This is a genomic window from Rhizobium sp. BT-226, from assembly GCF_025847085.2.
GTDB classification, from domain to species: domain Bacteria; phylum Pseudomonadota; class Alphaproteobacteria; order Rhizobiales; family Rhizobiaceae; genus Rhizobium; species Rhizobium sophorae.
The window spans coordinates 265,275-290,657 of the sequence record NZ_JAOYTI010000005.1 but is presented as its reverse complement, the minus strand read 5'-3'; the positions used below and the strand labels follow the sequence as shown (position 1 = coordinate 290,657).

The window sequence follows — 25,383 nt, the reverse complement described above, 5'->3', positions numbered from 1 at the left end:
AAAAAAACATGCCGAAATGGCACGCCCTGGAGACCGGTCGCTTTATTTTGTGACGTCAGAGCGACCAGAGGCGTTGCGCATTGGCGAAAAGCAACCTCGATCGCTCTGCCTCGCTGCTGCCGGAGAGCATCGCATGGGTCGCCGAGACCCAGGTAGAGAGGCCGCCACCGAGCGTGCAGACCGGCCAATCGCTGCCCCAGACGACGCGGTCCCAGCCGAAACTTGCGGTCACATGTTCGATATAGGGCTGCAGCGTTTGCGCCGTCCATGTCTTCGCATCGGCATAGGCGACGACGCCGGAGATCTTGCAGACGACGTTCGGCCGCCGGGCAATCTCCGATATGCCGGCCTTCCACGTCTCAAAGGCATCCGAGCGGATATCCGGCACGCCGCAATGGTCGAGCACGAACTGTACATCAGGCGCAAGATCGGCGAGGGCGGTCACACGGCTCGCCTGATGCGGCAAGGTGCAAAGGTCGAAGGTCAGGCCGCTGCCGCCGATGCGCCGGATGTTTTCGCGAAACAGGGCGCCTTCGGAGACATCATCGGGCACGACATGCAGCACGCGACGAAACCCCTTGACGAAGGGATCGGCCCTTTGCCGCTCGAGATAGGCGGCAAAGCCTTGCTCTTCCGGCCGGCAGGAGACGATGGCGCCGGCAATCAGACTGCCTTCCTTTTTGGCGATCCTGACGACGTGATCCGTCTCGGCCTGCATCGCGGCGGGATCGACATCGACCTCCATATGCAGCACCGTGGTGATGCCGCAGCGGCGGGCCTCGGTCGCATAGGTCTCGTAGAGGAAATCATGATCGAGAGCGGGCGCGTCGGAAAGCCAGGGATAGGGCAGGGCCGATCGATCGATGATGTGCAGATGGGTGTCGATGAACACGCTCTTCTCCTCCAAGAGTGGTTGCGGCAAACCTATTCCCCGTGAATGGATTGTTCAAATAGAAATTCTTACGCCTCAGGCCGGGTTGACGACATCGGCGCCGGCAAGCAGCGAAAGCTGGGCGGCGGTCTTCTGCACCAGTGTGATCGCCTGCGTGATATCGGGAGCGGACGGCGCATTGACGAGCGCGATAAAGGGGCAGGTGAGGGCGGCGATGCAGCGGCGATCCGGCCCGAGAACGGGAGCGGAGAGATTATAGACGCCGGATGTCTGGGCGCTTGCCATCATCTCGTAGCCGCGCTCGCGGATCTGGTCGAGACGATCGTAGAATTCGGGCCCGAGTTCGACGTCCGCGCGGCTGCGCACATGTTCGGAGATCATCATCTCCCGCTCCTCCTTGCTGCGGAAAGCCAGCAGCACATGCCCCGAACCGGTGTCGAAGAGGCTGATATGGGCGCCGATGCGGATCGAGAATCCCCAATAGTCGGGCGCCTCCTGCTGGGCGATGACGACAGCAGCACCCCGATCGAAGACGGCGAGATGATTGGCCTGGCGCGTGCGCTGGGCAAGATCGCGCATCAGCGGCGTGGCGTAAGAGGCGAGCCGGCGCACCGGCGCGTGCAGCTGCGCAAGACCGAAGAGCTTCAGCGTCAGCGAATAGCGGTCGCCATCCAGCCGGGTGACGTAACCACGGCGCACTAAGCGATCGAGCATGCGGTAGAATTCGTTGGGGCTGCGGTCGAGCCGCTTGGCGATATCAGCCTGGGTGAGGCCGCTGTCGACGCCGGCGAGCAGCTCCAGGATATCGAGGCCCTTGTCGAGGGCAGGAGCGCGGTAGCGGTCTGACTCGTCGGTCTCCATTCCTTCCTCCTGTGAATATCATTCTGCATATACGCAGAACCGCAGCCGGAAAAGGAAAACTTCGCGCTTGACCCTTGGCCAATCGTCTGTTTGTCTATAAACAGACAAATCATGCCTGAAGACATCGCTCGATATCAGGTAAAAACCGCACGCCTTCCCGGCACTGAGGACCGGGCGGCAAGCCGCCAACAATATCTTGCCGGAGGACAGTCGAAGCGCGCAAAATGGGAAAAGGGGTGTATGCCCGAGCCTCATCAAGACAAACCGCATTCCGTCGTCCAGCGTAGACAATTCCAGAAAAGGCCCGTGATATGACAAACAGACTTTCCGGCAAGACCGTTCTCATCACCGCCGCCGGTCAGGGCATCGGCCGGGCGACGGCGGCAGCCTTTGCCGCGATCGGCGCCAAGGTCCACGCGACAGACATCAACACCGAGGCGCTGGCGACGCTTGCCGCGGAAACCGGCGTTTTTATCCATAGACTGAACGTGCTCGAAGAGGATGCGGTCAAGGCTCTGGTCGCCGAGATCGGCGCCGTCGATGTGCTGTTCAACTGCGCTGGCTTCGTCCATGCCGGTTCGATCCTCGAGATGAAGGATTCCGATCTCGAATTCGCCTTCGACCTCAACGTCAAGGCGATGATCCGCACCATCCGCGCCGTGCTGCCCGGCATGATCGAGCGCAAGGACGGGGCGATCATCAACATGGCCTCCGTCGCCTCCAGCATCAAGGGCGTGCCGAACCGCTTCGCCTATGGCGTCACCAAGGCGGCGGTGATCGGGCTCACCAAAGCCGTCGCCGCCGATTATGTCGGTCAGGGCATCCGCTGCAACGCCATCTGCCCCGGCACTGTGGAAAGCCCGTCGCTGCAGGACCGTATGCGGGCGCAGGGCGATTACGACGCGGCGCGCGCCGCCTTCATCGCCCGCCAGCCGATGGGCCGGCTGGGCTCGCCGGAAGAGATCGCCGATCTCGCCGTCTATCTCGCCGGCGCGACCTACACGTCGGGCCAGGCGATCGCCATCGACGGCGGCTGGACGATCTGATTTCAGCGGATGCGGCCGGCCCGGCAGTCTTGCCGGCCGGCCCGGCCACTGCAATCGGCCCTATATAATCGCCCATACAATCGGGAGAAACACCATGACCCGCATCACCGACCTTCGTGTCTTCGATCTCCGCTTTCCCACGTCGCAAAGCCTGGATGGATCTGATGCGATGAACCCCGATCCGGATTATTCGGCGGCCTATGTCATTCTCGATACGGATGCGCCGGGCCTTGCCGGCCACGGCCTGACCTTCACCATCGGCCGCGGCAACGACATTTGCTGCATGGCGATCGAAGCGATGCGCCACCTCGTCGTCGGCGCCGACCTCACAGAAGTTCTCGCCCATCCCGGCGCCTTCTGGCGCCATCTGACCAGCGACAGCCAGCTGCGCTGGATCGGCCCGGAAAAGGGCGCCATTCACCTGGCGACCGGCGCGGTCGTCAATGCCGTCTGGGATCTGCTCGCCAAGCAGGCCGGTAAGCCCGTCTGGCGGCTCGTCGCCGAGATGTCGCCGGAAGAGATCGCCGATATCGTCGACTACCGCTATCTTACCGATGTGCTGACGCGCGCCGAGGCGATCGAGATCCTCAAGCGTGCCGAGGCGGGCAAGGCGGAACGCATCGCCATCCTCGAAAAAGAGGGTTACGCCTGCTACACGACCTCGGCCGGCTGGCTTGGCTATGGCGACGAGAAACTGCGCCGCCTTTGCCAGGAGGCGATCGATGCCGGCTTCAACCATATCAAGATGAAGGTCGGCCGCGACCTGGAAGACGATATCCGCCGCCTCAGGATCGCCCGCGAGGTGATCGGTCCCGATCGTTACCTGATGATCGACGCCAATCAGGTCTGGGACGTCGGCCAGGCAATAGACTGGGTCAAGGCGCTCTCCTTCGCCAAGCCCTTCTTCATCGAGGAGCCGACAAGCCCCGACGATGTCGCCGGCCACCGCAAGATCCGCCAGGCGATCGGCCCGGTGAAGGTCGCAACCGGCGAGATGTGCCAGAACCGCATCATGTTCAAGCAGTTCATCGCCGAGGGCGCGATCGACATCGTGCAGATCGATTCATGCCGCATGGGCGGGCTGAACGAGGTCCTCTCCGTGCTGCTGATTGCCGCCAAGTTCGACCTGCCGGTCTGGCCGCATGCGGGCGGCGTCGGCCTTTGTGAATATGTGCAGCATCTGTCGATGATCGACTACGTCGCGGTGTCGGGGACCAAAGAAGGCCGTGTCATCGAATATGTCGATCACCTGCACGAACACTTCCTCGACCCCTGCCTGATCGAGAACGCCGCCTACATGCCGCCCACCCTACCGGGATTCTCCATCGAGATGAAATCAGCCTCGATCAGCAACTATACGTTTCGAGATTAAGGAAGTTTCGCCGCAGCTGACGTATCCGATGCCGGCCGCATGATAGTTTCTTGATTTTTTATAGTCTTTCCCTGCCGTCGATGGGCTTCCAATCTGACGGGACTGCTCCAATTCACTTGGAGGCGGCGAAGCTTGCTTTTTGGACCGCCGAGGAATAGTTTTGAAATGTGAATGCGGAGGGGGCCCAGCACCAGCAGGCCAGCAAATTTTATTGAACTTAGACAATAGAATGTTTGCGATCGAGCCATGCCCAAGTTTCACGACGTCAAGAGACTGTGCGCTTTTCTGCTGATCGTCGCAGCAATGCTGCTATCGATCGGCACGGTGCATGCCGCCGTCACCGAGGAGAGCGGACGCCGCGTCGCCCTCGTCATCGGCAACTCGGTCTACAAGACGCTGCCCTCGCTTCCCAATCCTGCCAATGATGTCGAAGAGGTCGCGACCACGTTGCGCGCGGCCGGTTTCGACGTGACGATCGGCGTCAATGTCGACCGCATCGGGCTCGAAGATACGGTGCGCCGCTTCCTGCGTTCGACCAGCAATGCCGAGGCCGGCCTCATCTACTATTCGGGCCACGGCATCCAGGTGGGCGGACAGAATTTCATCGTGCCGGTCGATGCGACGCTGGAGACGCCCTATGATGTCGAGACGCAGACCATGCCGCTCGACCTGATCCTGAACCATCTCAAGCAGAATTCGCGGGTGCAGCTGATCTTCCTCGATGCCTGCCGCAACAATCCCTTCAATGCCCAAAAATTCTGGATGGCGGAAAAACTGGAACCGGTCGGCGCCACACGCGGGCTTGCACGCATCGACAGCGATCTCGGCAGCCTGATCGCCTTTTCCACAGAACCAGGCCAGGTGGCGCTCGATGGCGAGGGCGCGCTCAGCCCCTATTCCGAATCCTTCATCAAGCGCGCCAGCGAACCCAACAAGGAGATCCGCCAGGTTCTGACCGATGTGCGCCGTGACGTGATCGCCATGACCGACGGCAAGCAGGTTCCCTGGGAAAACTCCTCGCTGATGGACAGCTTCTATTTCATCCCGGCGCCGCCGCCGCCAAGCGTCGAACCGATGCAGCAGGTGAGCGTGCCGGAGGGTGCGGCCACGACCAAATTGCCGATCGCCCCGCCGCATGACGAGACCGGCTCGGCGCTGCTCGTCACCCTCAACCAGCTTCCCAAGACCGGCAAACTCAGCTTCGACGGCAAGCCGGTCGAGCAGGGCGCGAAGATGCCGGCCGCGGCACTGACGGCGCTGACCTATGATTCATCGGGTGTTGCCGCCGGAACCGTCGGCCTGATCGGCTATACCGTGAGCGACCCTTACGGCCAGGCGACGCAGGGTGTCGTGGCGATCACCGTCTCGGCGGATGCCGGCGCCAAGCTCGCCCAACTCGAACAGGAAAAGCAGGTGCGGCTGGCCGATGCCGAAGCCTATCTGAAGGCGCTGCCGCGCGACGTGGACACGACGATCGGCGTCGGCCCTGTTGAAGCCAGCCTGCCGGTCGTGCCGGCATCGGCTGCGGAGATGACCTTCAAAGTCGCGGCCCTGCCCGACAAGGGCACGCTGCGCGCCGGAGACCGGGTGATCGGGCTCGGTCACGTGCTCGAAGCAGCCGATATTCCGGCCCTTTCCTACGAGCCGCAGATTGGCACCGAAAACCAGCCTTTCGCCCTGACGCTGCAGGCCGCCAACGACGACTTGCCGCCGGCGACCGTCACTTTCAAGCCGACGCTCGACGCCTGCGACACTGCAGCCGCAGCACCCCTCGACCTGCAGGGCGTGACAGCAGGCAAGTTGCCGAACGAGATCGACCCCGATGAAGCACTGCCGGCCTGCACGGAGGCGATAAAGGCCTATCCTGAGGTGGCGCGCTTCGTTTACCAGCTCGGCCGCGCCCAGCTTGCGAACCGCGACACTAAGACGGCTTTTGCGACGATCAAGAAGGCGATGGATGCCGGGCATGTCAGGGCGATCTACGAACTGTCGAGCCTTTACGAGTTCGGCGCCTCCGTCCCGCGCGACGCAGCCAAGGCAAGTGAGATCGCCAAGGGCGGTGCGGCCAAGGGCGATCCCTTTGCCCTGCACAGCTACGGCAAGGCGCTCTACTATGGTCGTGGCACCAAGGCAGATCAGCAGCTGGGGTTGCGCCTGATGCTGCAGGCCGCCGACCTCGGCCATACCTACGCGATGAACGAACTCGGCTATATCTTCCTGAACGGCGTCAACGTTCCGGCGGATCCGGAGCGGGCTATCCGATTCTACGAGGCCGGCGTCCAGCGCAACGACATCTATTCGCTGAACAATCTTGCACTCGTCTACCGTTTCGGAAAAGGCGCTCCGGAGGATCTCCCGAAAGCGCTCGACCTTTTCACGCGGGCGGCAGAAGGCGGTCAGCCCTATGCCCCGACAAACCTCGGGCGCATGTACCGCGACGGCGTCGGCGTTGCCGCGGACAAGGCGGAAGCAGTGAAGTGGCTGGAGATGGGCGCGGAACGCGGCGATTATTGGGGCGCACTCGACCGCGCGATACTGGCTAAGGAAGACGGTGCGGACGCTGACAGCCTTGCAGTCGCGGCGCGTTATTTCGCGCTGGCGACCGCCATCAACATGCCGGGCAGCGGCGATCCGAAGAACCAGGCGCTGGCAGAACTCAAGAGGCTGCCTGGCGCTGCGAAGAAGAAAGCGGAGGCCGCCTTTGCCGCCGAGCTGACCGCTCAGGAAAAAAAGGCAATTCCGAAGACCAAGTCGCTCGATGACAGGCTCGTCAAGCTCGCCAAAGCGACCTGGGTAAAGCGAAATCCGAGGTACGATCTCTTCTGAAACGGCGGTCTGGGGGCGCCCTACATGAACAGAAAACTCATCATCCGTGTTCTGCTTTGCTCGACCTTCCTTGCAGGCTCAGGCGCAATCCTACAGAGTTGCATCTTCGATCCGGGCGCCAGGACACTGTTTGCCAGCGAAGAGCCGGCGGCCAGGAGCGCCACGCCTACCAGGAGAACCACGTCCACCGTCAGGAGAGTGCCCACAACGAGCAATCAACCGACTTTCGCCCGCTCTGAGAACAGTTCCAGTGGGAATTCGGGCTCCGGCGGCGGCATGGGCGGCGGCTCTGGATCCAGCGGTTCTTCTGGTTCCAGTAGTTCATCGAGCTCCAGCAGTTCATCGAGTTCCAGCGGCGGCTGGGGGTCCGATCTCCGCTTGAAGACCGACATCCGTCGGCTCGGCACTTCGGCTCAGGGCATACCGGTCTATTCCTTCCGCTACATCTGGGGCGGCCCGCTGTTCGTCGGCACGATGGCGCAGGATCTATTGGCGATCAGGCCTGAGGCAGTCATCGAAACCGCATCGGGTTACTACATGGTCGATTACGACAAGCTCGATATTGCGATGATCTCGCTGCCGGAGGATGCGTCTCCGCTTACGGCTGAAGCAGCGATGGCGCTTGCGAAGCGGGCGGCACGGATACGCTCTCGGGGCTTCGTTCAGCCGGCAATGTAATCGAGAAGGCCGAGCGCGTGCCGATACCGCAGGACAGGGATACCGAGACCGGCAGCCCTCTTGTCAGCCAGGCGGCGACCCTTGCCGGAGTTCTTATCGGCATTTCGCTCTCGACCTATCTGCAACTTGAGCCCGGCAAGGCAATGGCGCTTGCCGTATTCTGCCTTCTCCTGGCGTGGATGGCCGTCGACGGCACATTCACTGCTCGTTCGACCTGGATATCGGGAAAGAGACGAAACGAGGCTCCCGCCATCTTCTGGCGTCGCATCGGAACGAAGCTTGTCGGCCTCGCCGCGCTGCTTGGCGTGGTCGTCATCGCCTGTTCGGTCTTTCCGTTTTTCATGCAGTCGTCAGCGGTCCGATGGATCATCGAAGCTGGGCACACCACTATTCCCATTTCCATCGCACTTGCCGGCGCCACCATTCTCTACGTCGCGGTCACCGATCTGGTCGCGGAGGAGCCCGACGATTATCTCAATCAGGTCGGGCGCGCGGTGTTGATGCAGGATTTTCGAGAGGAGGACGTGCTGTTCGCATTGCGCCTGCTCGCGATCAAATGCTTCTTTCTCGTCCTGATGTTCTCGGGCGGCATGGCGGCTCTTTCCGATCTTGCCGAGAAGCCGGCCTGGGCGTTTCCGCCGCTCTCGGCGGCCTGGTTCGAAGGCCTGTTGCAGCTTGCCTTTCTTCTCGACATCGTGCTTGCCACCGGCGGCTATGTCGCGACTTTCAAGCTTTTCGGATGGCATGTCAGGGCAACGGAGACGACCGCACTCGGCTGGCTCGTCTGCCTCATCTGCTACGAGCCGTTCTTCCCTGCGATCTCGCATGCCTTCGTGCCCTATGGCGAGGGGCCGGGCTGGGAGACCATGATCCAGGAAGGGTCGGCCGTCTTCATCCTCTGGAGCGTCGCGACGCTGTTCTGCACCGTCATCTATGTCTGGGCGACCGTCGCTTTCGGGCCGCGATTTTCAAACCTCACGCATCGCGGCATCATCACATCAGGCCCCTATCGCTTCATGAAACATCCGGCCTATGTTTCGAAGAACATCGCCTGGTGGCTGGTTGCGATCCCAGGCTTCCTCGCCAGCGGCCTCGCGGAAGGGCTTGCCCGGGCCGGCATGCTGGCGATCGTCAGTCTTATCTACGTCATGCGCGCCCGCGCCGAAGAGCGCATGCTGAGCCGGGATCCCGCCTATCGGGACTATGCCGAGCGCGTTGCAGCGCATGGGCTTCTGGCCATGGCGAAGCGGCGGCTGGCGCCTACAGCGCCGCGCGTCTGAAAAGACGCGCATAGTACTTAAACCAAAGGGAGATCGGCGAGGTCGGCCCTCATGCGCCTGCCGGCACCTTCTCCCCGTAAACGGGGCGAAGGGACATGCCGCAAACTCTTCGTTCCCCATCAACCTCCCGCGGGGCACGTCCCCTCTCTCCGTCAGAACGGGGAGAGGGTGAGGGTGAGGGTGAGGGGCAACTTGCTGGTACGAATCGGACAGCCGGCGGCCACTGTAATACTTTGAATTATGCAGCAGACCGGCGTGACTCCCGCCGTTCAGCCGTCGAGTCCCTTGAAGCGCACCGGCTGGTAGCCGCGCATCAACAGGCTGCCGAGCGAATAGGTATTGCGGCAGACGCGACCCTTGCAGGCATTCGGCGAGGCCTCCATAACCTCCACCTTCTTGTCGGCCGTGAATCGCATGAACAGCAGCACATGCGAGCCGGGCTTGTTCAGCGCGTCGCCCGGCCGCATCGACCAGGGGTCGGAGAGGCGCTTGGTGATCCCGGGGATGGCACGCGTCGAAACGTGCATCTTCAGGCCCCAGGCATCGCTGACGAAACCGGAGCAATCGACGCCGAGGATATTGGATTGCGGCGCGCTCTTGGTGCAGACGTTGCCGGCGGTCTGGCCCTTTTCCACGCCGCCGATAAAATTCTCGAGCGGCGTCTTGCAGCCCCAGCAGTAGGGAACACCCTTGACCGTCTGGCCGCGCTTGCCGATCAGGTAGATCGGGCGGCGCAGCCGGTTCATGTTGACGCAGCCCGGGCCGGGATCCTTGCCATAGGCGGTTGATGTCACCAGCCAGTTCAGCGTCTCGAAGCCGATTGCCCGCTCGATGACGTCGCTGCGCGATTTCGGCACGATCGCCACCTTCGGCGTCTTGCCAAGCTTGCCGGCATTCGGCTGCTTGGCCGGGCGGGCGACGGCAAGCTTGCGGCCGGGCTCCCGACCGTCGAGCCGCAGCACCTGCGCCCGGCTTTCCTGCGATCGCAGATAAAGCACGTCGCCGCGCGGGCCGATCGCCACGAAGCGCCTGGAGAATACCGTGCCCGGTTCGATCGGCAGGTCGTAAACCCGGTCCATCGCCCCGTTCGGCGTGAAGCGCACTACCAGCATGCCGGTGCGCTCGGGCCGGTCGGCGGGCACGAGCTCGACCAGCGCATAGGGCCTGCCTGTCGTGTCGATGTCGAGAAGTTCGACGGTGCCGATTCGCCCTTCCGAGGCCAGCTGCAGCGAAAGGAAATTCTCCTCCGAGCTCGCGCGCCGCAGCAGGATCTCCGCCTTGTCGTTTGCGGCGGCCCGGACCTCGGCAACGATATCGCCGAGCCCGCGGCTCGGCACGTATTGAATGATCGGCGGGCGGGACTCTGGCCGGCTGGTGCTGCGGCCGATCTCATCGATGATGCTGTTCAGCGGCCCCGGCGACACCGAGCCCATGGAGGCGAAGACCGAGCGGGTGTAGTCGTCGGCATCAGCGCCGCCGTCGACGGCGCGCAGTGTCTGCGACCGGCCGTCGGCATCGGTGGATCGCTCGAGCGGCACGACGCCGTCCGACCAGAGGTAAAGTTCGTTGTGAACGACGGCGAGATCCTCCGGCGTCGCATTTTCCGGCAGCGGCAGGATCTCGGGCTCGGCTTGCGAGCGTTCGGCGTCGACGGCGAGCACGCGGCCGTTGTTCTGGTCGAGGATGTAAATGGTGCCGTCGTCGCCGACGGTGATCGCCGCCGGCCCGGATGCCTCCGCTTCCTCGTTGGAAGAGATGATGCCGACCGAACGCGCGCCGTCGCCGCCGCGAAGCTCGATGATCGTCGTATCTTTGGCCAAAACCGGCGAGGCGACCGCAAGTGCCGCGGCAAACAAAATATGCGACCCAAAACTACGCATTGCCTCGACCCCCGGCATCATGCTCTGTGACCGTCAAGTCTTTAAAATGGTAGGCTAGATATAACTTCTCAGCAAGCCGTTGCTTTCCAAACGATTTGGAGATCTGCGCCGGCGATAGTACAAGAACATCGTCTCGAAGATTTGTCGGCAGGAAATGCTTATGCTGGAATGGAACGGTGACGAACTGGCGCTCGACATAAGCTTGCTGGAGCAGGTTCGTGCGGCAAGAATAAACTTCTCAGATCGCGTCTGCGCCGCCTCGGCCGGCAAGGACGACAAGCATCTGGCGCAGTTGCGCTCGGAGCCGACCTATCTGATGGCCGAGTTCCTCTATTCGATGAAGGTCTTCGGCATCAGCACCGCCGAGGATATCGAACGCTTCGCCGATCTGCATAATGATTACGTGGTTTCGCTGACCCGCGATCCGGCCAAGCTGCAGCGTCTGGGGCTGTCACAGGATCGTGCGCTCGCCTCGATGTTCACCGCCGACACCAAGCCGCGGCTGATCCAGAACTGGGCTGATAAATCAGGCGCGATCGACCAGTCCAATCTTGCCCGTTTCCTGGTCGCGGTGATGTCGAGCGAGACCTGCCGCAAGACGTTGATCGATTTCGAGACAGCAGGCTTCATGCAGCGCAAACGCTCGCCCTACGGCACCATGGTCGTCTGGTCGACCGGAATGATCGAGGAGATTTTCGGGGAGATGCTGCGTGATCTGCGCCTTAGCCTGCAGCAATTGAAGATTCTCTGACCTCCGCTGCCAGCCGATTTCAACCCTCCCAATCGATTGGCACTGAGCGCCGTTGCCTTCTTTCCGACCTCTCCCTATTGTCGCTCTGCTTGCGCTCTTGCGGCGCGCATCAGGTTGATAACGGATTTGACGACGATGACGAAATCCTGGCTCATGACCTTGTCGATCAGCCTTCTGCTGGCGCTGCAGATACCGGAGCTCGCGCATTCCGGCCCGGCCGAAGACGCGCTTGCGGCGCGAAACCCCTCGCTGGCAGCGCTGCGTCAACATGACGAAAAGGCCTTTGCTGCAGCGACTGCGATCATCGCCGAACACGAACGCGCCAAGGGGTTGACGCCCGGCGAGGCGAAGCTGCCCGATGCGACCTCGCCCGGCCGCGACATGGGCTCAGGGCCCGGCAAGGAATTCACGGTCGACAATCCGGATATTCTCTGGCTCTACAATTCCTCGCCCGAAGGAATGAGCGATCTGATCTCGATTTTGAAATCAGCCGGGCAGAAACCCAAGAACTAACCGCCTCCTCGCAGTTGGAACGGACTATAACAGGCACCGGATATTCCAGAGCGTGAGTCTTGCTCACGTCTTGCCTTGGCGGATTCTTCCAGGCTCCAAATAATTTGTAACCCTCCCTCAAGCAAGACAGGCAAAGCCATCCCAATTTCGCCAGTCAGTGCTATTCTCATCTTCAACACAGTGTGAGATGTTCGAAGAGGAGGTTTTCCAATGCCGAACCGCAAAGCCATCCTGGCAGCAGCCACCTTCCTTTCGTTTTTTTCGGTGGTTCCCGCCCTCGAGGCGCAGAACGAACGCACATTGACCGAAGCGCCGGCGCAGACCGGGCCTGTCAGCATCACCTTCGATCGCGCGGAAGCCAAATACGCCATCGGCGAAGTTGTCGGCCTCTTCATCCAGTCGACCGAGAACGCCTATGTCACGGTGCTGAACGTCTCGCCGAACGGCTCGGTCGTCAAGCTTTTCCCGAACAAATACCAGACCGACGCCCTTGTCGGCGCCGGCAAGCGCGTGCAGGTGCCGGATCCGGCAAGCGGTGCCAAGCTGCAGGTTTCCGGCCCGGTCGGCCAGGAGCAGATCAAAGTCTTCTATTCCTCCAAGCCGCTCGATATCTTCGCCGATCTCGGCGGCAGCGGCGGCGGTATGTTCCGCTCGATCGACGGCGGCATGGATGCCGTTTCCCGCAGCCTTGAAGAAGCCCGCAGCCTCGGCACCAAGATCAGCAGCAAGACGCTGATGCTGACGACGGTCGATAGTCTGGCTGCCCTCCCGCCCGTCGCAGCCGCCCCCGCAGCGAAACCGGTCGAGCAGGCTGCAAAGCCGCCCGTCGCGCCGAAACCTGCGGCCGCTCCGAAGCCGAAGCCGGTAACGAAACAGGAAGTCGCCAAGAAGCCGGAAACGGTCGTGGAAAAGCCGAAGCCGGCAGCCCCGAAAAAGGTCGCGCCGAAGCCTGTCGAGCAGGCAACACAACAGCCGCCGAAGAAGTACAAGATCGTCACCAATCTGGCGCCCGGCCAGGAGCTTGCCGCCGATGAACTGGAGCTGATCGGTCCGGCCGACACCACCTCATCCACCCGGCCGACCCAATATAAACAGCCGACACAGTACAAGCAGCCGAGCCAGACTTCGCAGACGAAGATGCCGAAACTGCCGATGCCGCAGATCAAGATGCCGCAGTTCAAGCTTCCCGGCGGTTTCAGTATCAAGATGCCGCAGCTGAACCTTGGCCGTTCGGCCGAACCTGATCAAGCCGGCGAGGAGATCGAGGTAGCAAACGCCGATACGCCTGTTTGCACCGCGCTTCTCGACAAGCTGAACACCGCCGTTGCTGCCAAGGATATCAGCGCTGCCGCAGCTGAAGCCGATGCGATCGCCGTCAGCGCCGATTGCGGCCAGTTCCAGATAAATGCCCAGCGCCGCGTCGCGGCCCTCAGGCTTTCCGCTGCCCAGGAGATGATGGCCGCCAACCAGCCGGTCGCCGATTATGAGCCGCTGCTTGTCGCCGCCGACAGCCCGCAGGTGCTCTGGCAGGCCTCAGCCACGCTCGGCGAGATCTATTTCTCCGCCCGCCGCTTCGCCGATGCCGCCGCCGATTACCAGCAGGCGATCGAGATCATCAAGAACGAGACCCGCACGCCGAAGGCACCGCCCGCCGAGACGATCTCCGATCTCATCCAGCGCGCCGCCCAGGCCCGCATCCTTGCCGCCAACCCGACGAGCGATAATCCGCAAGGCAGCTTCGTGCCGGCCGAAAAGGATCATCGCAGCGGCGTGCTCGGCGGCATCTATTCCGAGAATGTGCGCGGCATCGTGCCGGTCTCCATTCCGGTTCCGATCACCTTCGATTTCAACAAGTCGAGCTTCACCTCGATCGGCACCGAAGCCGCTGAGGAGCTGCTGGAGGCGCTTAAGGAGCAGAAGCCAGGCCGCATCATCCTCGTCGGTCACACCGACCGGCGCGGCAGTGACGACTATAATCAGAAGCTGTCCGAGCGCCGTGCTCAGGCCGTTGCCGATTTCCTGAAGAGCCACGGACTCGACGCCACAATTGACGCCGAAGGCCGCGGAGCTTCCGAGCCGGTGGACGTCACGGCAACCGCAAACCTCACCGAAGACGATGTCGATGCGCTGAACCGCCGCGTCGAATGGCGCCGCGAATAGGCCGGGCGAGGAGGAATCTGGCCATGACCGCATTCGTTTCCATGGCCGCAGCACTTGCCCTCCTCACCATGGCGGCCACCGACAGCCTGGCAAAGGTGATCGAGGCGCCCGAGCGTGGTGCGGTCAGGGCCGTGCTGATCGGCATCGACCTGTACCGCAATGTTCCGCCGCTGCACGGCGCCGTCGCCGATGCCGAGGACCTTTCGCTTTCGCTGCGCTCGGTCGGCGTCGAGGACATGACGCTGCTGAAGAATAGTACTGCCGACCGCGAGGGCATCTTCCATGCGATCGAGGCCGTGACGGAAAGGGCAGGGCCTGGCGACCTGATCGTGCTCGGCATCGCCGGCCACGGCTCGAGCGAGCCGGAGCGCGTCAAGGGCTCGAAACCGAGCGGCCGCGACGAGGTCTATATCCTTGCAGGCTTCGACACCCGGCTGCCGGGATCGCGCGAGCGCATCTTCGGCGACGAATTCAAGGCGCTGATCCGCAATATCGAGGCCAAGGGCGCCGATGTCGTCTTCATCGCCGATACCTGTCATGCCGGCGGCATGACCCGCGACGTCGATCCGCGCGGCGCCGAGATCACCTGGCGTCAGGCGCCGTCCTATACGATCGAGGAAGACGATCTCGCGCCGATTTCGACCACGGCGGATGCGCTGTCCACCGGCTTCGATTTCAAGCGGCTGACCTTTCTCGCCGCCGTCGACGAGAACACCAAGTCGCCCGAGATCACCATTCCCGGCATTCCGCAGAAACGCGGCGCGCTGAGCTATGCCACCGCCCGCGCCTTCGAAGGGGCTGCGGATCGGAACGCCGACGGCGCCGTCAGCCGCCGCGAACTGTTCGAATATGTGCGGCAGGCCGTCTACCAGTTCACCAACCAGCGGCAGAACATCTTTACCGAAAGCCCGCCCGGAACCGATCTCGATCGCGCCGTCGTCTATAATTTCGAAGGGGCGGGGGCACAGGCGGCAGCGGAGACATCAAACACTCCGCTGCCCGCCGAGCCCGCGCCGATCAGCGTTGCCGCCCTCGGCTCCGAGCCGGTGCTGCAGGGGATCGACCCCGCCGTCACGCCGTTCAAGCTGACGGAGGGTGCTGATGCCGAACTCGTCTTCGACCCCGAAAAGCACGAGGCGATTGCCGGCGGCGATGTCGTCGCCTCCGGCGTCGGCGCCGGCGACATGCCTTTCGTCGTCGACCGGATGGCCGCGCTCGATGCGCTGAAGCGGCTGTCGGAGACCAACCCGCAGACCGTGCGCGTGACGCCTTCCGATACCGTCCATCGCGAAGGTGAGCGCGTCGGCGTCACGGTGTCCGATATATCAGGCCGCAAGCTCGCACTCTTCGACGTCACCGGCGATGGAACCGTGCAGTTCCTCTATCCGGGCGAGAAGGAGGTCGATGCCGAGATGTCCGCGACCTTCGATCTCGATCTTTCGGTCGTCGCACCTTTCGGCACCGACCTGCTCGTCGCCGTCACCTCCGAAACCCCGATGCCCGAACTTATTGAATTCCTGAAGCAGAACGACAGGCGCCGCACCGCCGGCAATATCGCCAAGCGCCTCGGCGATTTCCTGCCCGAGGGCGCGCGCGTCGGATTTACGGTCCTCTATACCTCCGCCGGAGCCAAGCTATGAGCACGTCGATCAGCAAGGTCCTCAATATTGCGTCCGTCATGCTGCTTCTGGCTACTCCCGTGCTGGCGCAGCAGGACACCGATTTTGCCGGCGAGGATGGCGGGCGCGTCATCGGCGGCCAGGCGGCCAAGAAGGGCGAATGGCCCTGGCAGGTCAAGATCCTGGCGCCCGACCCCGAACAGCGCGGCCGCTTCGGCGGCCATTGCGGCGGCTCGCTGATCGCGCCGCGCTGGATATTGACGGCCGCCCATTGCGTCACCAGCGGCCGCTCCGGCAAGCAGGATCTCTTCGCCCGCGATCTCTTGATCGTCGAGGGCAAGTCGAAGATCGACAAGGTGATCGCGGTCGACGGGCCAGACAAGCCGGGGCTTGCCGTGGAAGAGGTGATCATCCACGAGGATTTCGACCGCAAGGTCTTCGCCAACGACATCGCCCTCATCAAGCTGAGCGAGCCCGCCAAATCGAAGCCGGCGATCCTCGCTTCGGCCTCGGATAACGAAGTCGAGGCCGCCGGCCACCCGGCCGTCGTCACCGGCTGGGGCTACACCAAGGCCGATCACGGCTGGGACGACAAATACCTGCCGACCGAGCTGCAGGAAGTGGAACTGCCGATCGTGCCGCGCGAGGACTGCCGCGCCGCCTACCGCGACAGCTCGATGCGCATGAACCCGATCGACGAGCGCAATGTCTGCGCCGGTTATGCCGAAGGCGGCAAGGATGCCTGCCAGGGCGACAGCGGCGGGCCGCTGGTCGCCCAGCGTCCCGACAAGCGCTGGATCCAGCTCGGCGTCGTCAGCTGGGGCGCCGGCTGCGCCGAGGCCGAACACTACGGCGTCTATACCCGTGTTGCCGCCTTCCGCGACTGGATCGCCGCAAAGACCGACGGCGACGTGCCGAATGTTGAAGGACCTGCCGCCGGCGATCAGGTCGCGTCCACCACGACCGGTGGCGGGACGAAGCAGCAGTCTGGGCAGAAAACGGCCAATCTCGCCATCACCACCCCGCCCGCCAGCGATACGGCGCCGGCCGGCACGACCGAAACACCTGCCGCCGACACGCCCGCCGGCGATACCTCGCCGGCAAACCAGCCCGTCGCCGACGAACCCGCCATGCAGCCGCCGGTCGTCCAGGCGCCGGTGATCGAAAGCTCGCCCGGCGACCGCGCCCTGTTGATCGGCATCGACGATTACGAGATGCGCGAGGCGAAGCTGACCGGTTCCGCCACCGATGTGAAGGCGATGCAGGTCTTCCTCGTCAAGACGCTCGCCTACCGCCCGGAACAGATCCATACGCTGACCAATCGCAAGGCGACCCGCGAGGCGATTCTTGCCGAAATCGACGACTGGCTGGTGCGCCAGTCGACCCCCGGAAGCCGCGTCTTCCTCTATTTCAGCGGCCAGGGTTCGGAAGAAATGGGGGCGGAGGCAACGACCAGCCCGACGCTGGTGGCAGCCGATGCCAAGCTGGTGCGCGAGGGCGGCAAGGTAACCGTCACCAACCAGATCCGCGAAACAGAGATCGCCGCACGGCTCAACAGCCTCAAGGACCGCCGCGTCACGCTGCTGATCGATGCCTGCCATGTCGGGCCTGGCAGTCGCAGCGCGGTGGTCGCACCTTCCGGCGCCGTGCGTTGCCTCGGCCCGGCGCTGGCAGCGCTCGAGCCGCCGAACAAGTCAGGCAAGGAAGCCAAATTCTCCTTCGGCGGCGAAAACGCCATGGTCTGGTCGGCCGTCAACGCGGGGCAGTGGGCCCTTGTCGACCGCGAGGCCAAGCCGGCGCTCGGCGTCTTTACCCGCCACTTCATCGAAGGCGTGCAGGATGGCGTGGCGCGCGCAGCCGACAAGCCGAATGTCAGCAATGCCGCGCTTCTCGATTATGTCCGGCGCAAATCGGACGAATATTGCCGGACGCATGCCGAGGATTGCCGCTTCACGCCGGTCCCGCAATTTTATGGCCAGCCGGATGCGCTCGGCCGGGATGTCATCACCGGCGAGGAGGCGAAGACGCCGGTCGCTGCCGTCGAGAACACGCTGAAGAGCGACAACGAGGCCGGCATCGCCGTCGACGTGCTGCCCGGCACCGCGGTCAGCATCGGCGACAAGGTGGCGATGCGTGTCTCCACAAAAAAATCCGGTTACCTGATCCTGGTCGATATCGACGCCTCCGGCAAGCTGACGCAGCTTTACCCGAACAAGCGCTCGATGGGCCTGAAGCCGACCGCCAAAAGCGGCGACAACCGGCTCGATCCGGCCCGGCCGGTCGTCGTGCCCGATGCGCGCAATCCCTATACCGGCTTCGAATATGTGGTGGAGGGACCGGCCGGCGTCGGCATGGTCGTTGCCATCCTCAGCGACAAGCCGATCGAGGTGCTCGACATGCCGGATGTGCCGACGCCGCTCGTCGGTCAGCGCGCCGCCTTCAACTATGTCTACGATCTCGCTCGAAGCCTCAGGATCGTCGGCGACGACGAGAACGGCGCCCAAGGCAAATGGTCGTTCGATTCCAAATTCTATCGCATCCGCTGAACAGGAGCGAACCATGCCCAAATCCACTCTGCTGGCGGGTCTTGCCGCTTCCCTGATGGCGCTTGCCCCAGCCCATGCCGGCAACTCCGGCGACAGCAAGGCGATGCTCGCTGCGCAGGCGGGACTTGCCGCCGAACTCATCGACCGTACACTGGCAAAGGAAGGGGCGGCCAATATCATGGTGTCGCCGGCAAGCCTTGCCGCAGCACTCGGTCTTGCAAGCCTCGGCGCCTCCGACGAGGGCAAGGCCTCGATCGCCAAGGGCCTTGGCTTCGGCAGTGACGTGAAGGGACCGGAGATTGCGCTTGACGCAATGACCCCGGAGAAGCCCGCAGCGGCGGACGCGCCTTTGGCGACGGCGGTCGCGATCATCTTCGACGACAGACTGGTGCTCGTCCCTGATGCGCTCTCCATGCTCGCCGGCCACCGGATCAAGCCCTCGATCGAGGATCTCGACGGACCGAAATCGGTCGAGCACATCAACGGCTGGGTCAAACAGGCAACGCGAGGGGCCATTCCCACGATCCTCGACGCGCCACCCGGCGGCGGCTTCGTCAGCCTCGGCGCACTCTCCTTCAAGGCGCGTTGGAAAACCTCCTTCGAGAAGGAGAGCCCGGCAAGCCCCTTTCAGCGCCCGGATGGCTCGACGATTTCGGTGCCGATGATGCATCTTGCCGGCGATGGCCAGAAATTCCGCTTCGACGAGAAATTCACCGCCGTCGACCTTGCCTATGCCGGCGAGAGCTACAGCATGGTCGTGGTGGCGGCGCGCTCCGGCAAGGGCGTGGGCGGCGCGGACCTGAAGGGGCTCACTTCCTGGCTGCAAGGGGAAAAATTCGAAGCCGCCAAGGGCGAAATCTTCCTGCCCCGCTTTTCCCTGAACGACGGGCGTGATTTGATGCCGGTACTCAATGCGATGGGCGTGGCACCCGAGAAGGCCAAGGATGCGGGTTTCCCGGGTTTCACCAAGGAAAACATCAGCCTGGCGCGCGTCCTTCAGAAGACGATGATCAAGGTTGACGAAAACGGCACGGAGGCGGCGGCAGCCACCGCTGTTATCACGGAACGCAGCATCGATCCGAAGCTTATTCGAGTCGTGGCCGATGCCCGTTTTGCCTTCGCGCTTCGCGATACAAGAACCGGCCTGCTGCTGGCCGCAGGACTTATCGGCGATCCATTACTGGCAGGCGAATAGAATTCGGTTTCATGAATGTAATGAATGCAGGGGGACAAGTGCATGAGAAGTGATCTGATCGCCCGCTACACGATCGGCGAGCCGGTCTATGAGAACGAGTTCATCGTCTATCCGGCCCAGGACAAGCGGATGGACCATGCGGTGTTCATCGTCGCGCCCGATATGGCGCTGAAACTGGACAAGGCCCGTTTCGAGCGGGTCTGGACCTCCATCAACGAGGCCAAATCGCTGACGGCGCGGCGCTTCGTCGAAATCGAGGACCTCATCCCGCCGTCGCCGGAAGACGACAATTTCTACATCGTCGAGAAGCGGCCGTCGAAAACGCTGCACCAATATCTCGACGAAACGGAAATGGTAGCTTACGAGCGCGCCGTCGAGATCGGCCGCCACATCCTCGAGGGACTGGCAACACTGCACGGCGCCGGTTACGCCCACAATGCCCTGACGGACCAGTGCATCTACGTGTCGGAGGATTATTCCGGCCTGTCGGTCCGGATCGGCAACCTGCACCTGATCTCGAAGATCGGCGAGCACATCATCCCGCCCTATGTGCCGGAATTCGGCGCGCCGGAGATCTATGCCAGCGGCACTTTCTCCGCCTCCGCCGCGCTCGATATCTACGCAATGGGCATGATCGCCTACAAGCTATTCCTGCCGCGGCAGACCTATGCCAGCGTCTTCGACAGCGTCATGGTCTGGGAAGACGAGCACCAGCGCGAGCAGAGCTGGAAGAACATCCATCTTGACCCTTCCAACATCTTTCCCCGCTTGGACGTGCTGATCCCCGGCTTTCCCGAAGGTCTTGCAAGCCTTGTGGAAAGGATGCTGAGCCGCGATCCGAGCGCGCGACCGCGCACGGGCGCCGACGCGCTGGGCGAATTCGCGCGCGTGACGACAGGCATCCAGCCGATGTCGTGGGATCCGCGCGGCGGCATACCGCAGCAGCAGGACACCCCGAAACCGAAAAAATGGACGCCCGTCAAAATCTCCATGATCGCCGCACTGCTGCTGATCTGCATCGGCGTCGGTGCCATCACCATCCCGAAGCTGCTCCGCCCGGATCCGAAGCTCGTCGCCGACGTGGGAACCTGGAAGAAGGAGGCCGAAAGCCGCAAGCAGAAGGCGATCGCCGCCAAGGCGCCGGAGCGCCCGGCCAGTGACCAGGCGAAACTCTCCTATGACACGGGTGCTGCGGCGCTGACATCGGCCGATGCCCTGCTCAAGGACGAAGACTACGAAAAGGCGCTCCCGGGCTTCCAGACGGCCGCCATCAACCTCGGCAATGCGCTGATCGGCATCTCGAAAGAGAATGCCGAGAAGGCGAAGGCTGCCGCTTCGGCCGCCGGCGGCGACAAGGCGCCGGGTTTTGCCGAGGCAGACGCCAAGATGAAAACCGCTGCCGATGCCGCCACCGCAAAGCAGATGCATGCTGCGGTCAGCGCCTACGACGAGTCGAAAACGACGTTTGACGATCTCGCCAAGGCGCTCACCGCGCTGACGGCCGCCGAAAAGAACGCCGCGGCAAAGCGCGAAACCGTCAATCGCATCGGCGCCGGCGATAGCCCCGACGTCGCCAAGGCGAGCGGGCTGATGACCGAGGCCAGGGCCAAAGCAGAACAATGGCAGATGCCGGCCGCGACCACAGGCTATGGCGACGCCGCCAAACTGTTCGACGCCGTCATCGCCGATGTCATGGCGGCGAAGGACGAGGCAACGGCGCTGAAGCAGAAAGTCACCGATCTCACCGCCTCCATTGCAACCCGCGCCGGTGCTGCCGATCCGACGCTTGCCGCACTCGCCCCGAAGATCAGCGAGGCCGACGGCCGCTACACTGCAGAGGCCTATAAGCTCGCCATCGTTGCCTACCAGCCGATCCTTGCCGATCTGGAGGCGCTGTCGGCGCGCGGCTTCTGCCCGGTTTCGCAGACCCTTGCCTTCGAGACCGTGCCGGCCGGAAGTTATTCGCTGGAGAATGTCCGGCTGATGACCTCGTCGATGCAGGAGCTCGGCGGCATGCTCGGCGTTGCCAATGGCGCGGTGAAGATCGACAAGTCCTTCTGCATGCAGACCAAGGCCGTCACCCGTGCCGAGATGGCGGAATACTACACCGCCAATTCCGATCCCGCCGCAGCACAGGCCTATGCCGACAATCCTGAGCAGCCGGCCGACGACGTGCCGCTTGGCGTGGCGCAGAACTATACGGCCTGGCTGTCGAAAAAGCTGAACGCGCCCGTCCACCTGCCGTCGGCGACGGAATGGATGGCAAGTGCGGCGAAGATCACGCCGGAAAAACTGCCCGACAATGGCGATATCATCCTGCAATGGAGCGCCACCCCCTGCGAGGCCGGCGGCAATGTCGCCTTCATGGCGCAGGAAGGCTCGACCTTCGTCGTCTGCTCCGACGCGTCGGCCGGCGGCATCTTCCGGGTTACCGCCGAATTGCGGTGAGCGCGGCGAAAAATGGTACCGAATGGGGTTGGCGTGCGCACCCTTTCTGCTTCATTCGGCAGCTCGCGCTCAAGCCGTATCATTCGACAAATTTCAATTCCAAATTACAAAATACGCGCGTATATTGAACGTGGGGACTGCAGTATCCGTGCCTTGAGGGGTCGAGGACAATGTGCTGGAACACATCATCAGCATTCACGCCGGTTGGATTTGCTTTGCGAGGCCCGGCATCTCGCAAGATCGTATGGACGCTGGGCGACGCGGCGCGTCTCCTGATCAACGACTGGCCTTGCGATGACGGCGAAGAATATGTGGCTGCCGTGAAAGCCTGCGTCGACGCATTGAGCGGGAAGATTGCCCCGGAACAATTCCGGGAAGCACTTCTGCGTGCGGCCGATGAGGCAGGCATCGCAACTCTATCGCTCGTCCGGCAGGGAATGGGAGAGCGGCGACCGGACCTGCCTCCAATGATGCGAACATAGGTCTTATTTCAAGGCGGCCACCTGCCTATCGACGTCAGGTTTGCGCCAAGAAGCGGTCATTAGGAAAGCCATTGCGCTCGTACTCAGGCTTTGGTCGCTTCCGCTCTGGTCGTTGGCTTCAGCAGGATGATGAGAAGCAAGCCGGCGACTATGAGTGCCGCGCCTTCGAGATGATAGCGTTGCAGCTGTTCGCCGAGGAACAGGTAGGCGAGCACGGCGATAAAGATCGTCTGGATGTAAAGCAGCACGCCCGCCCGCGCCGCCCCCAGGGCCTCGATGCTGCGATTGAAGAGATAATACATAACCGCGCCGCCCGGGATCGCGACATAGCCGAGCGCGATAAGGCCGCTGGCATTCAGCGTCGAGCGCTCGTCGGAGACAAGCTCGAACAGGTAGAAGGGCAGCGCCGTCAGCACCGCTGCACCGAGGAGCAGCACTAGGAGCGCAAGGCGATTCACATCGAATTTTGCCCGGCGGAGCAGGACGGTATAGAGGCTGAAGCAGAACGCGCCAGCGACGATCCACAGCTCTCCGGGATTGAGGTCGAGACGTAAGAGCGCAGCCGGGCTGCCTTTGACGATGATGACTACGATGCCAAGAAAGGCGAGGATTGATCCGATCACCTGCCAGCGTCCCATCGGCTCAGCCAGAATGAAACGGGCAAGAATCATAGTGATGATCGGGATCAGGGCGATGATGATGCCGGCGGTAGTGGCATCGGCATGTTCGAGGCCGACAAAAATCAGGCCCTGGCAGATCGCAAGCCCCACGCCGCCGATGGCGAGCAGCTCGAGGCCGCGAGCCCGCACAAGGGCGACCATGGCGCCGAAATGCTGGTACACGATCGGCATCAGGATCGCCCAGGCGATCAGCACGCGCCAGAAGCAAAGCGCCCAGGGCGGCATCTCCGAAGAGACCCATTTCGCGGCGATATAGACGCCGGCCGACAGCAGCCAGCAGAAAACCCCCACGGAATAGGCGGCTGCAAGCGAACCGCCCGCCGCCTGTTCCGTCCCGACCGTGTCGCGATGGACCGCCAAGACATGTATCGCCATGGCCCAGTTATGCCACAGTTCCCCAGCGCTGCACAGATGAAGGCAGCGGTATCCCCGGTTGCGAAGCGTCATTTGCGGTCATTGCGGCAATTGCCGAATAGGTTATCCTCCGCGCGTATCCAGGGGTGCGGCTTATGACTGATACCTCCCGACTGCTTCAACTCGCAGTGGAAGACAACATCGCCTGGTGCAGTAGGATTTGTTCTGCACATGGATCCAACGAAACTCGGTCTTCGGAGGCCTGGGCGAATTTGGCTATTTCGCCACCGTTTTATCCGAACATAATAACCCGCGAAAAGGGCGTTCAGAACGAAGTTGTTGAACTCACTCACAAAGTTCGTGAAGCCAATCACTCTCGAAAGTGGGGGATCAAAGACAGCTTCGGAGACCTGACTCTCACCGAGCAGGGTTTCGAACGAATAGTCGCTGGGCATTGGTACGGTGGGACGGTTTCGAACGGCGAGTCTGTCGGCTGGAAGACCGTAACCTCCCCAGCCGAGTTGCATTTATGGGAAAGAGCTTGGGGGTCTCCTGACGACACCATTTTTCCCAGCACCTTACTTGAAGATCAGAGGATAACCTTTTGGTTCAAGGGTGAGCTTAGCGCAATCGAATCTGGCTTTATCAGCTTTGACACCGGATTTTCGCTCGGATTATCAAACTGGTTCTCCATCAAAAGCCAATCATTCGCGCAGATGGCAGTGTTGCAAGCTGCAGGACCGTCTTCTCAAGGGCTACCTATCGTATGCTGGTCTAGGGACGATATTTCCGATGAAGATATGGGACTGGCAAAACTTGGCCCTCTTCAAGTCTGGATATCTCAGTAATCAGTGAGCGATCCTTGATCGCTTTGGGCCAAGAGCAGTCAGGGGATCGCGTCCGCTCTTGGCGCTGAAAGCTGTCCGTTCGTCTATCGTCGAAAACATGTTGAGCAGCGCAAATAAGTGATGATCAGGAGTAGGGAAATGAGAGAAATTGCATGGGGAAACGACGACGACGGGATGCTTCTTGGGGCCAGAGTCCACGATACAAGATTGATTTCGTTGGAGTTTGCAAACCGTCGCCATCTACTTTTAACTTTAAGGAGAGTTGATGGAACGGAGGTAAAACTCTCGTATGAGGGAGTTCAAGAAATTTCCCTGGGGCAAATTTGGGATGATTCGATCGTCATCGATATTTTCGTCTGGAGCGTCGAAAATGTGCCGGCTTCGCAGTCGGTAGATGTGGGATGGAACGCGTTGTTTCAGGGGCGGGCAAGCCTCCAATATCTTGAGGAGGATATAAGAAAAATAATCGATCGAGATAGGTCACAGTTTTTGTCCATCATAGGCTTCGTCAATGGCACATCAACGGCGGTGGTTTGCAAGATCCTGCGCATCTCAGAAGCTTGAGGGCAATGCCATATTGTTTCACCAGCGCCCGGACAAGACGCTTGTCATTGAACTCAGGCGTCGCAACCAAAATCAACAACGTCACGCATCGAGCGTATCTCGTTTGGCAGTCGAGATCAGCTCCTTGAAGTGAGTAACAATTCTACCTTCGCGGCTAGCGTTCTCGGCTTCCCAACCGAACTTCCACGCGTCGTGACGCGCAAGCCAATCTCCCAGAGCAGCGCTGTCACCAGTCGGCATCCTATGGGCCGCAAGGTATGGATTCTCGTGAGCCTTCAGTCCGAGCACCCGCGCCCTTGAGCCTGCTTCCTGTAAATCGATCAGCTCTTCAATTGTCATACGCGATCCCCCCCGATGTCGTCGACGGTAGCATCGCGGTCCGCGCATG

At 62.1% G+C, this 25,383-nt stretch carries 21 protein-coding genes; 15 read left to right on the top strand and 6 right to left on the bottom strand.

Annotated features, from left to right (window positions below):
• Positions 1-55: 55 nt before the first annotated feature.
• Both OIU37_RS28405 and OIU37_RS28400 read right to left on the bottom strand, forming a co-directional pair.
• The gene (locus OIU37_RS28405) at positions 56-892 is read right to left on the bottom strand and encodes an amidohydrolase (protein ID WP_264259352.1); all 837 of its coding nucleotides are present in this window, start codon (positions 890-892) and stop codon (positions 56-58) included.
• Between the two features lie 75 nt (positions 893-967).
• Positions 968-1,753 (bottom strand): IclR family transcriptional regulator, encoded by a 786-nt coding sequence (locus tag OIU37_RS28400; protein ID WP_171604926.1) that lies wholly within the window; start codon positions 1,751-1,753, stop codon positions 968-970.
• 311 nt (positions 1,754-2,064) lie between these two features.
• Here OIU37_RS28400 and OIU37_RS28395 point away from each other — a divergent pair, with 311 nt between their 5' ends.
• The 3 genes from OIU37_RS28395 (at position 2,065) to OIU37_RS28385 (ending at position 6,997) form a co-directional block, all read left to right on the top strand.
• Entirely contained in the window at positions 2,065-2,799 is a 735-nt protein-coding gene (locus OIU37_RS28395; protein ID WP_171604925.1) for an SDR family oxidoreductase, read from the top strand.
• Positions 2,800-2,893: 94 nt separating this feature from the next.
• Entirely contained in the window at positions 2,894-4,171 is a 1,278-nt protein-coding gene (locus tag OIU37_RS28390) for an L-fuconate dehydratase (RefSeq protein ID WP_171604924.1), read from the top strand.
• Between the two features lie 246 nt (positions 4,172-4,417).
• Entirely contained in the window at positions 4,418-6,997 is a 2,580-nt protein-coding gene (locus OIU37_RS28385; protein ID WP_264259351.1) for a caspase family protein, read from the top strand.
• A gap of 215 nt (positions 6,998-7,212) precedes the next feature.
• On the opposite strand, the gene OIU37_RS28380 is transcribed toward OIU37_RS28385, so the two are convergent.
• The gene (locus OIU37_RS28380) at positions 7,213-7,389 is read right to left on the bottom strand and encodes a hypothetical protein (protein ID WP_264259350.1); all 177 of its coding nucleotides are present in this window, start codon (positions 7,387-7,389) and stop codon (positions 7,213-7,215) included.
• Here OIU37_RS28380 and OIU37_RS28375 point away from each other — a divergent pair.
• A complete protein-coding gene (locus OIU37_RS28375) occupies positions 7,376-7,675 on the top strand; it encodes a tail fiber domain-containing protein (protein ID WP_264259349.1) in 300 nt (99 codons plus the stop codon). The two genes, OIU37_RS28380 and OIU37_RS28375, sit on opposite strands and share 14 nt — an antisense overlap.
• Before the next feature lie 17 nt (positions 7,676-7,692).
• Positions 7,693-8,955: an isoprenylcysteine carboxylmethyltransferase family protein gene (locus OIU37_RS28370; RefSeq protein ID WP_264259348.1), complete on the top strand. Its 1,263-nt coding sequence runs from the start codon at positions 7,693-7,695 to the stop codon at positions 8,953-8,955.
• A 269-nt stretch (positions 8,956-9,224) separates the two neighbouring features.
• On the opposite strand, the gene OIU37_RS28365 is transcribed toward OIU37_RS28370, so the two are convergent.
• Positions 9,225-10,835: a hypothetical protein gene (locus OIU37_RS28365; protein ID WP_264259347.1), complete on the bottom strand. Its 1,611-nt coding sequence runs from the start codon at positions 10,833-10,835 to the stop codon at positions 9,225-9,227.
• A 160-nt stretch (positions 10,836-10,995) separates the two neighbouring features.
• Here OIU37_RS28365 and OIU37_RS28360 point away from each other — a divergent pair, with 160 nt between their 5' ends.
• From OIU37_RS28360 to OIU37_RS28325, 8 genes are all read left to right on the top strand, one after another.
• Positions 10,996-11,586, top strand: a complete 591-nt coding sequence (locus tag OIU37_RS28360; RefSeq protein ID WP_264259346.1) for a hypothetical protein — start codon at positions 10,996-10,998, stop codon at positions 11,584-11,586.
• Positions 11,587-11,721: 135 nt separating this feature from the next.
• Entirely contained in the window at positions 11,722-12,099 is a 378-nt protein-coding gene (locus OIU37_RS28355) for a hypothetical protein (protein WP_171378010.1), read from the top strand.
• A 210-nt stretch (positions 12,100-12,309) separates the two neighbouring features.
• Complete coding sequence (locus OIU37_RS28350) at positions 12,310-14,259, top strand: DUF4384 domain-containing protein (protein ID WP_319004764.1); 1,950 nt, start codon at positions 12,310-12,312, stop codon at positions 14,257-14,259.
• A gap of 23 nt (positions 14,260-14,282) precedes the next feature.
• Positions 14,283-15,899: a caspase family protein gene (locus OIU37_RS28345; RefSeq protein WP_264259345.1), complete on the top strand. Its 1,617-nt coding sequence runs from the start codon at positions 14,283-14,285 to the stop codon at positions 15,897-15,899.
• Positions 15,896-18,424, top strand: coding sequence for a trypsin-like serine protease (locus OIU37_RS28340; RefSeq protein ID WP_264259344.1), 2,529 nt, complete (start codon positions 15,896-15,898; stop codon positions 18,422-18,424). Before OIU37_RS28345 ends, OIU37_RS28340 begins: the two co-directional genes overlap by 4 nt.
• Before the next feature lie 13 nt (positions 18,425-18,437).
• Entirely contained in the window at positions 18,438-19,619 is a 1,182-nt protein-coding gene (locus OIU37_RS28335; protein WP_264259343.1) for a serpin family protein, read from the top strand.
• Positions 19,620-19,661: 42 nt separating this feature from the next.
• Positions 19,662-22,067, top strand: a complete 2,406-nt coding sequence (locus tag OIU37_RS28330) for a serine/threonine protein kinase (protein ID WP_264259342.1) — start codon at positions 19,662-19,664, stop codon at positions 22,065-22,067.
• A 170-nt stretch (positions 22,068-22,237) separates the two neighbouring features.
• Complete coding sequence (locus OIU37_RS28325; RefSeq protein ID WP_180696810.1) at positions 22,238-22,549, top strand: DUF982 domain-containing protein; 312 nt, start codon at positions 22,238-22,240, stop codon at positions 22,547-22,549.
• Positions 22,550-22,632: 83 nt separating this feature from the next.
• Here OIU37_RS28325 and OIU37_RS28320 read toward each other — a convergent pair whose 3' ends face one another.
• The gene (locus OIU37_RS28320) at positions 22,633-23,604 is read right to left on the bottom strand and encodes a DMT family transporter (protein WP_182208364.1); all 972 of its coding nucleotides are present in this window, start codon (positions 23,602-23,604) and stop codon (positions 22,633-22,635) included.
• A gap of 134 nt (positions 23,605-23,738) precedes the next feature.
• Here OIU37_RS28320 and OIU37_RS28315 point away from each other — a divergent pair, with 134 nt between their 5' ends.
• Complete coding sequence (locus OIU37_RS28315; RefSeq protein ID WP_180696808.1) at positions 23,739-24,431, top strand: hypothetical protein; 693 nt, start codon at positions 23,739-23,741, stop codon at positions 24,429-24,431.
• Between the two features lie 138 nt (positions 24,432-24,569).
• Complete coding sequence (locus tag OIU37_RS28310) at positions 24,570-24,995, top strand: hypothetical protein (RefSeq protein WP_264259341.1); 426 nt, start codon at positions 24,570-24,572, stop codon at positions 24,993-24,995.
• 81 nt (positions 24,996-25,076) lie between these two features.
• Here the strand turns inward: OIU37_RS28310 and OIU37_RS28305 are convergent, their stop codons facing one another.
• Positions 25,077-25,334: a CrpP-related protein gene (locus OIU37_RS28305; protein ID WP_171604910.1), complete on the bottom strand. Its 258-nt coding sequence runs from the start codon at positions 25,332-25,334 to the stop codon at positions 25,077-25,079.
• Between the last annotated feature and the right edge of the window lie 49 nt (positions 25,335-25,383).

Bases quoted from the DNA above. Each gene is read 5' to 3' on its own strand.
- OIU37_RS28355 (WP_171378010.1), top strand. From the start codon at position 11,722: ATGACGAAATCCTGGCTCATGACCTTGTCGATCAGCCTTCTGCTGGCG.
- OIU37_RS28315 (WP_180696808.1), top strand. From the start codon at position 23,739: ATGACTGATACCTCCCGACTGCTTCAACTCGCAGTGGAAGACAACATC.
- OIU37_RS28345 (WP_264259345.1), top strand. From the start codon at position 14,283: ATGACCGCATTCGTTTCCATGGCCGCAGCACTTGCCCTCCTCACCATG.
- OIU37_RS28350 (WP_319004764.1), top strand. From the start codon at position 12,310: ATGCCGAACCGCAAAGCCATCCTGGCAGCAGCCACCTTCCTTTCGTTT.
- OIU37_RS28325 (WP_180696810.1), top strand. From the start codon at position 22,238: ATGTGCTGGAACACATCATCAGCATTCACGCCGGTTGGATTTGCTTTG.
- OIU37_RS28380 (WP_264259350.1), bottom strand. From the start codon at position 7,389: ATGTCGGTCTTCAAGCGGAGATCGGACCCCCAGCCGCCGCTGGAACTC.
- OIU37_RS28330 (WP_264259342.1), top strand. From the start codon at position 19,662: ATGAGAAGTGATCTGATCGCCCGCTACACGATCGGCGAGCCGGTCTAT.
- OIU37_RS28390 (WP_171604924.1), top strand. From the start codon at position 2,894: ATGACCCGCATCACCGACCTTCGTGTCTTCGATCTCCGCTTTCCCACG.
- OIU37_RS28340 (WP_264259344.1), top strand. From the start codon at position 15,896: ATGAGCACGTCGATCAGCAAGGTCCTCAATATTGCGTCCGTCATGCTG.
- OIU37_RS28360 (WP_264259346.1), top strand. From the start codon at position 10,996: ATGCTGGAATGGAACGGTGACGAACTGGCGCTCGACATAAGCTTGCTG.
- OIU37_RS28305 (WP_171604910.1), bottom strand. From the start codon at position 25,334: ATGACAATTGAAGAGCTGATCGATTTACAGGAAGCAGGCTCAAGGGCG.
- OIU37_RS28335 (WP_264259343.1), top strand. From the start codon at position 18,438: ATGCCCAAATCCACTCTGCTGGCGGGTCTTGCCGCTTCCCTGATGGCG.
- OIU37_RS28320 (WP_182208364.1), bottom strand. From the start codon at position 23,604: ATGGCGATACATGTCTTGGCGGTCCATCGCGACACGGTCGGGACGGAA.
- OIU37_RS28400 (WP_171604926.1), bottom strand. From the start codon at position 1,753: ATGGAGACCGACGAGTCAGACCGCTACCGCGCTCCTGCCCTCGACAAG.
- OIU37_RS28365 (WP_264259347.1), bottom strand. From the start codon at position 10,835: ATGCGTAGTTTTGGGTCGCATATTTTGTTTGCCGCGGCACTTGCGGTC.
- OIU37_RS28395 (WP_171604925.1), top strand. From the start codon at position 2,065: ATGACAAACAGACTTTCCGGCAAGACCGTTCTCATCACCGCCGCCGGT.
- OIU37_RS28310 (WP_264259341.1), top strand. From the start codon at position 24,570: ATGAGAGAAATTGCATGGGGAAACGACGACGACGGGATGCTTCTTGGG.
- OIU37_RS28385 (WP_264259351.1), top strand. From the start codon at position 4,418: ATGCCCAAGTTTCACGACGTCAAGAGACTGTGCGCTTTTCTGCTGATC.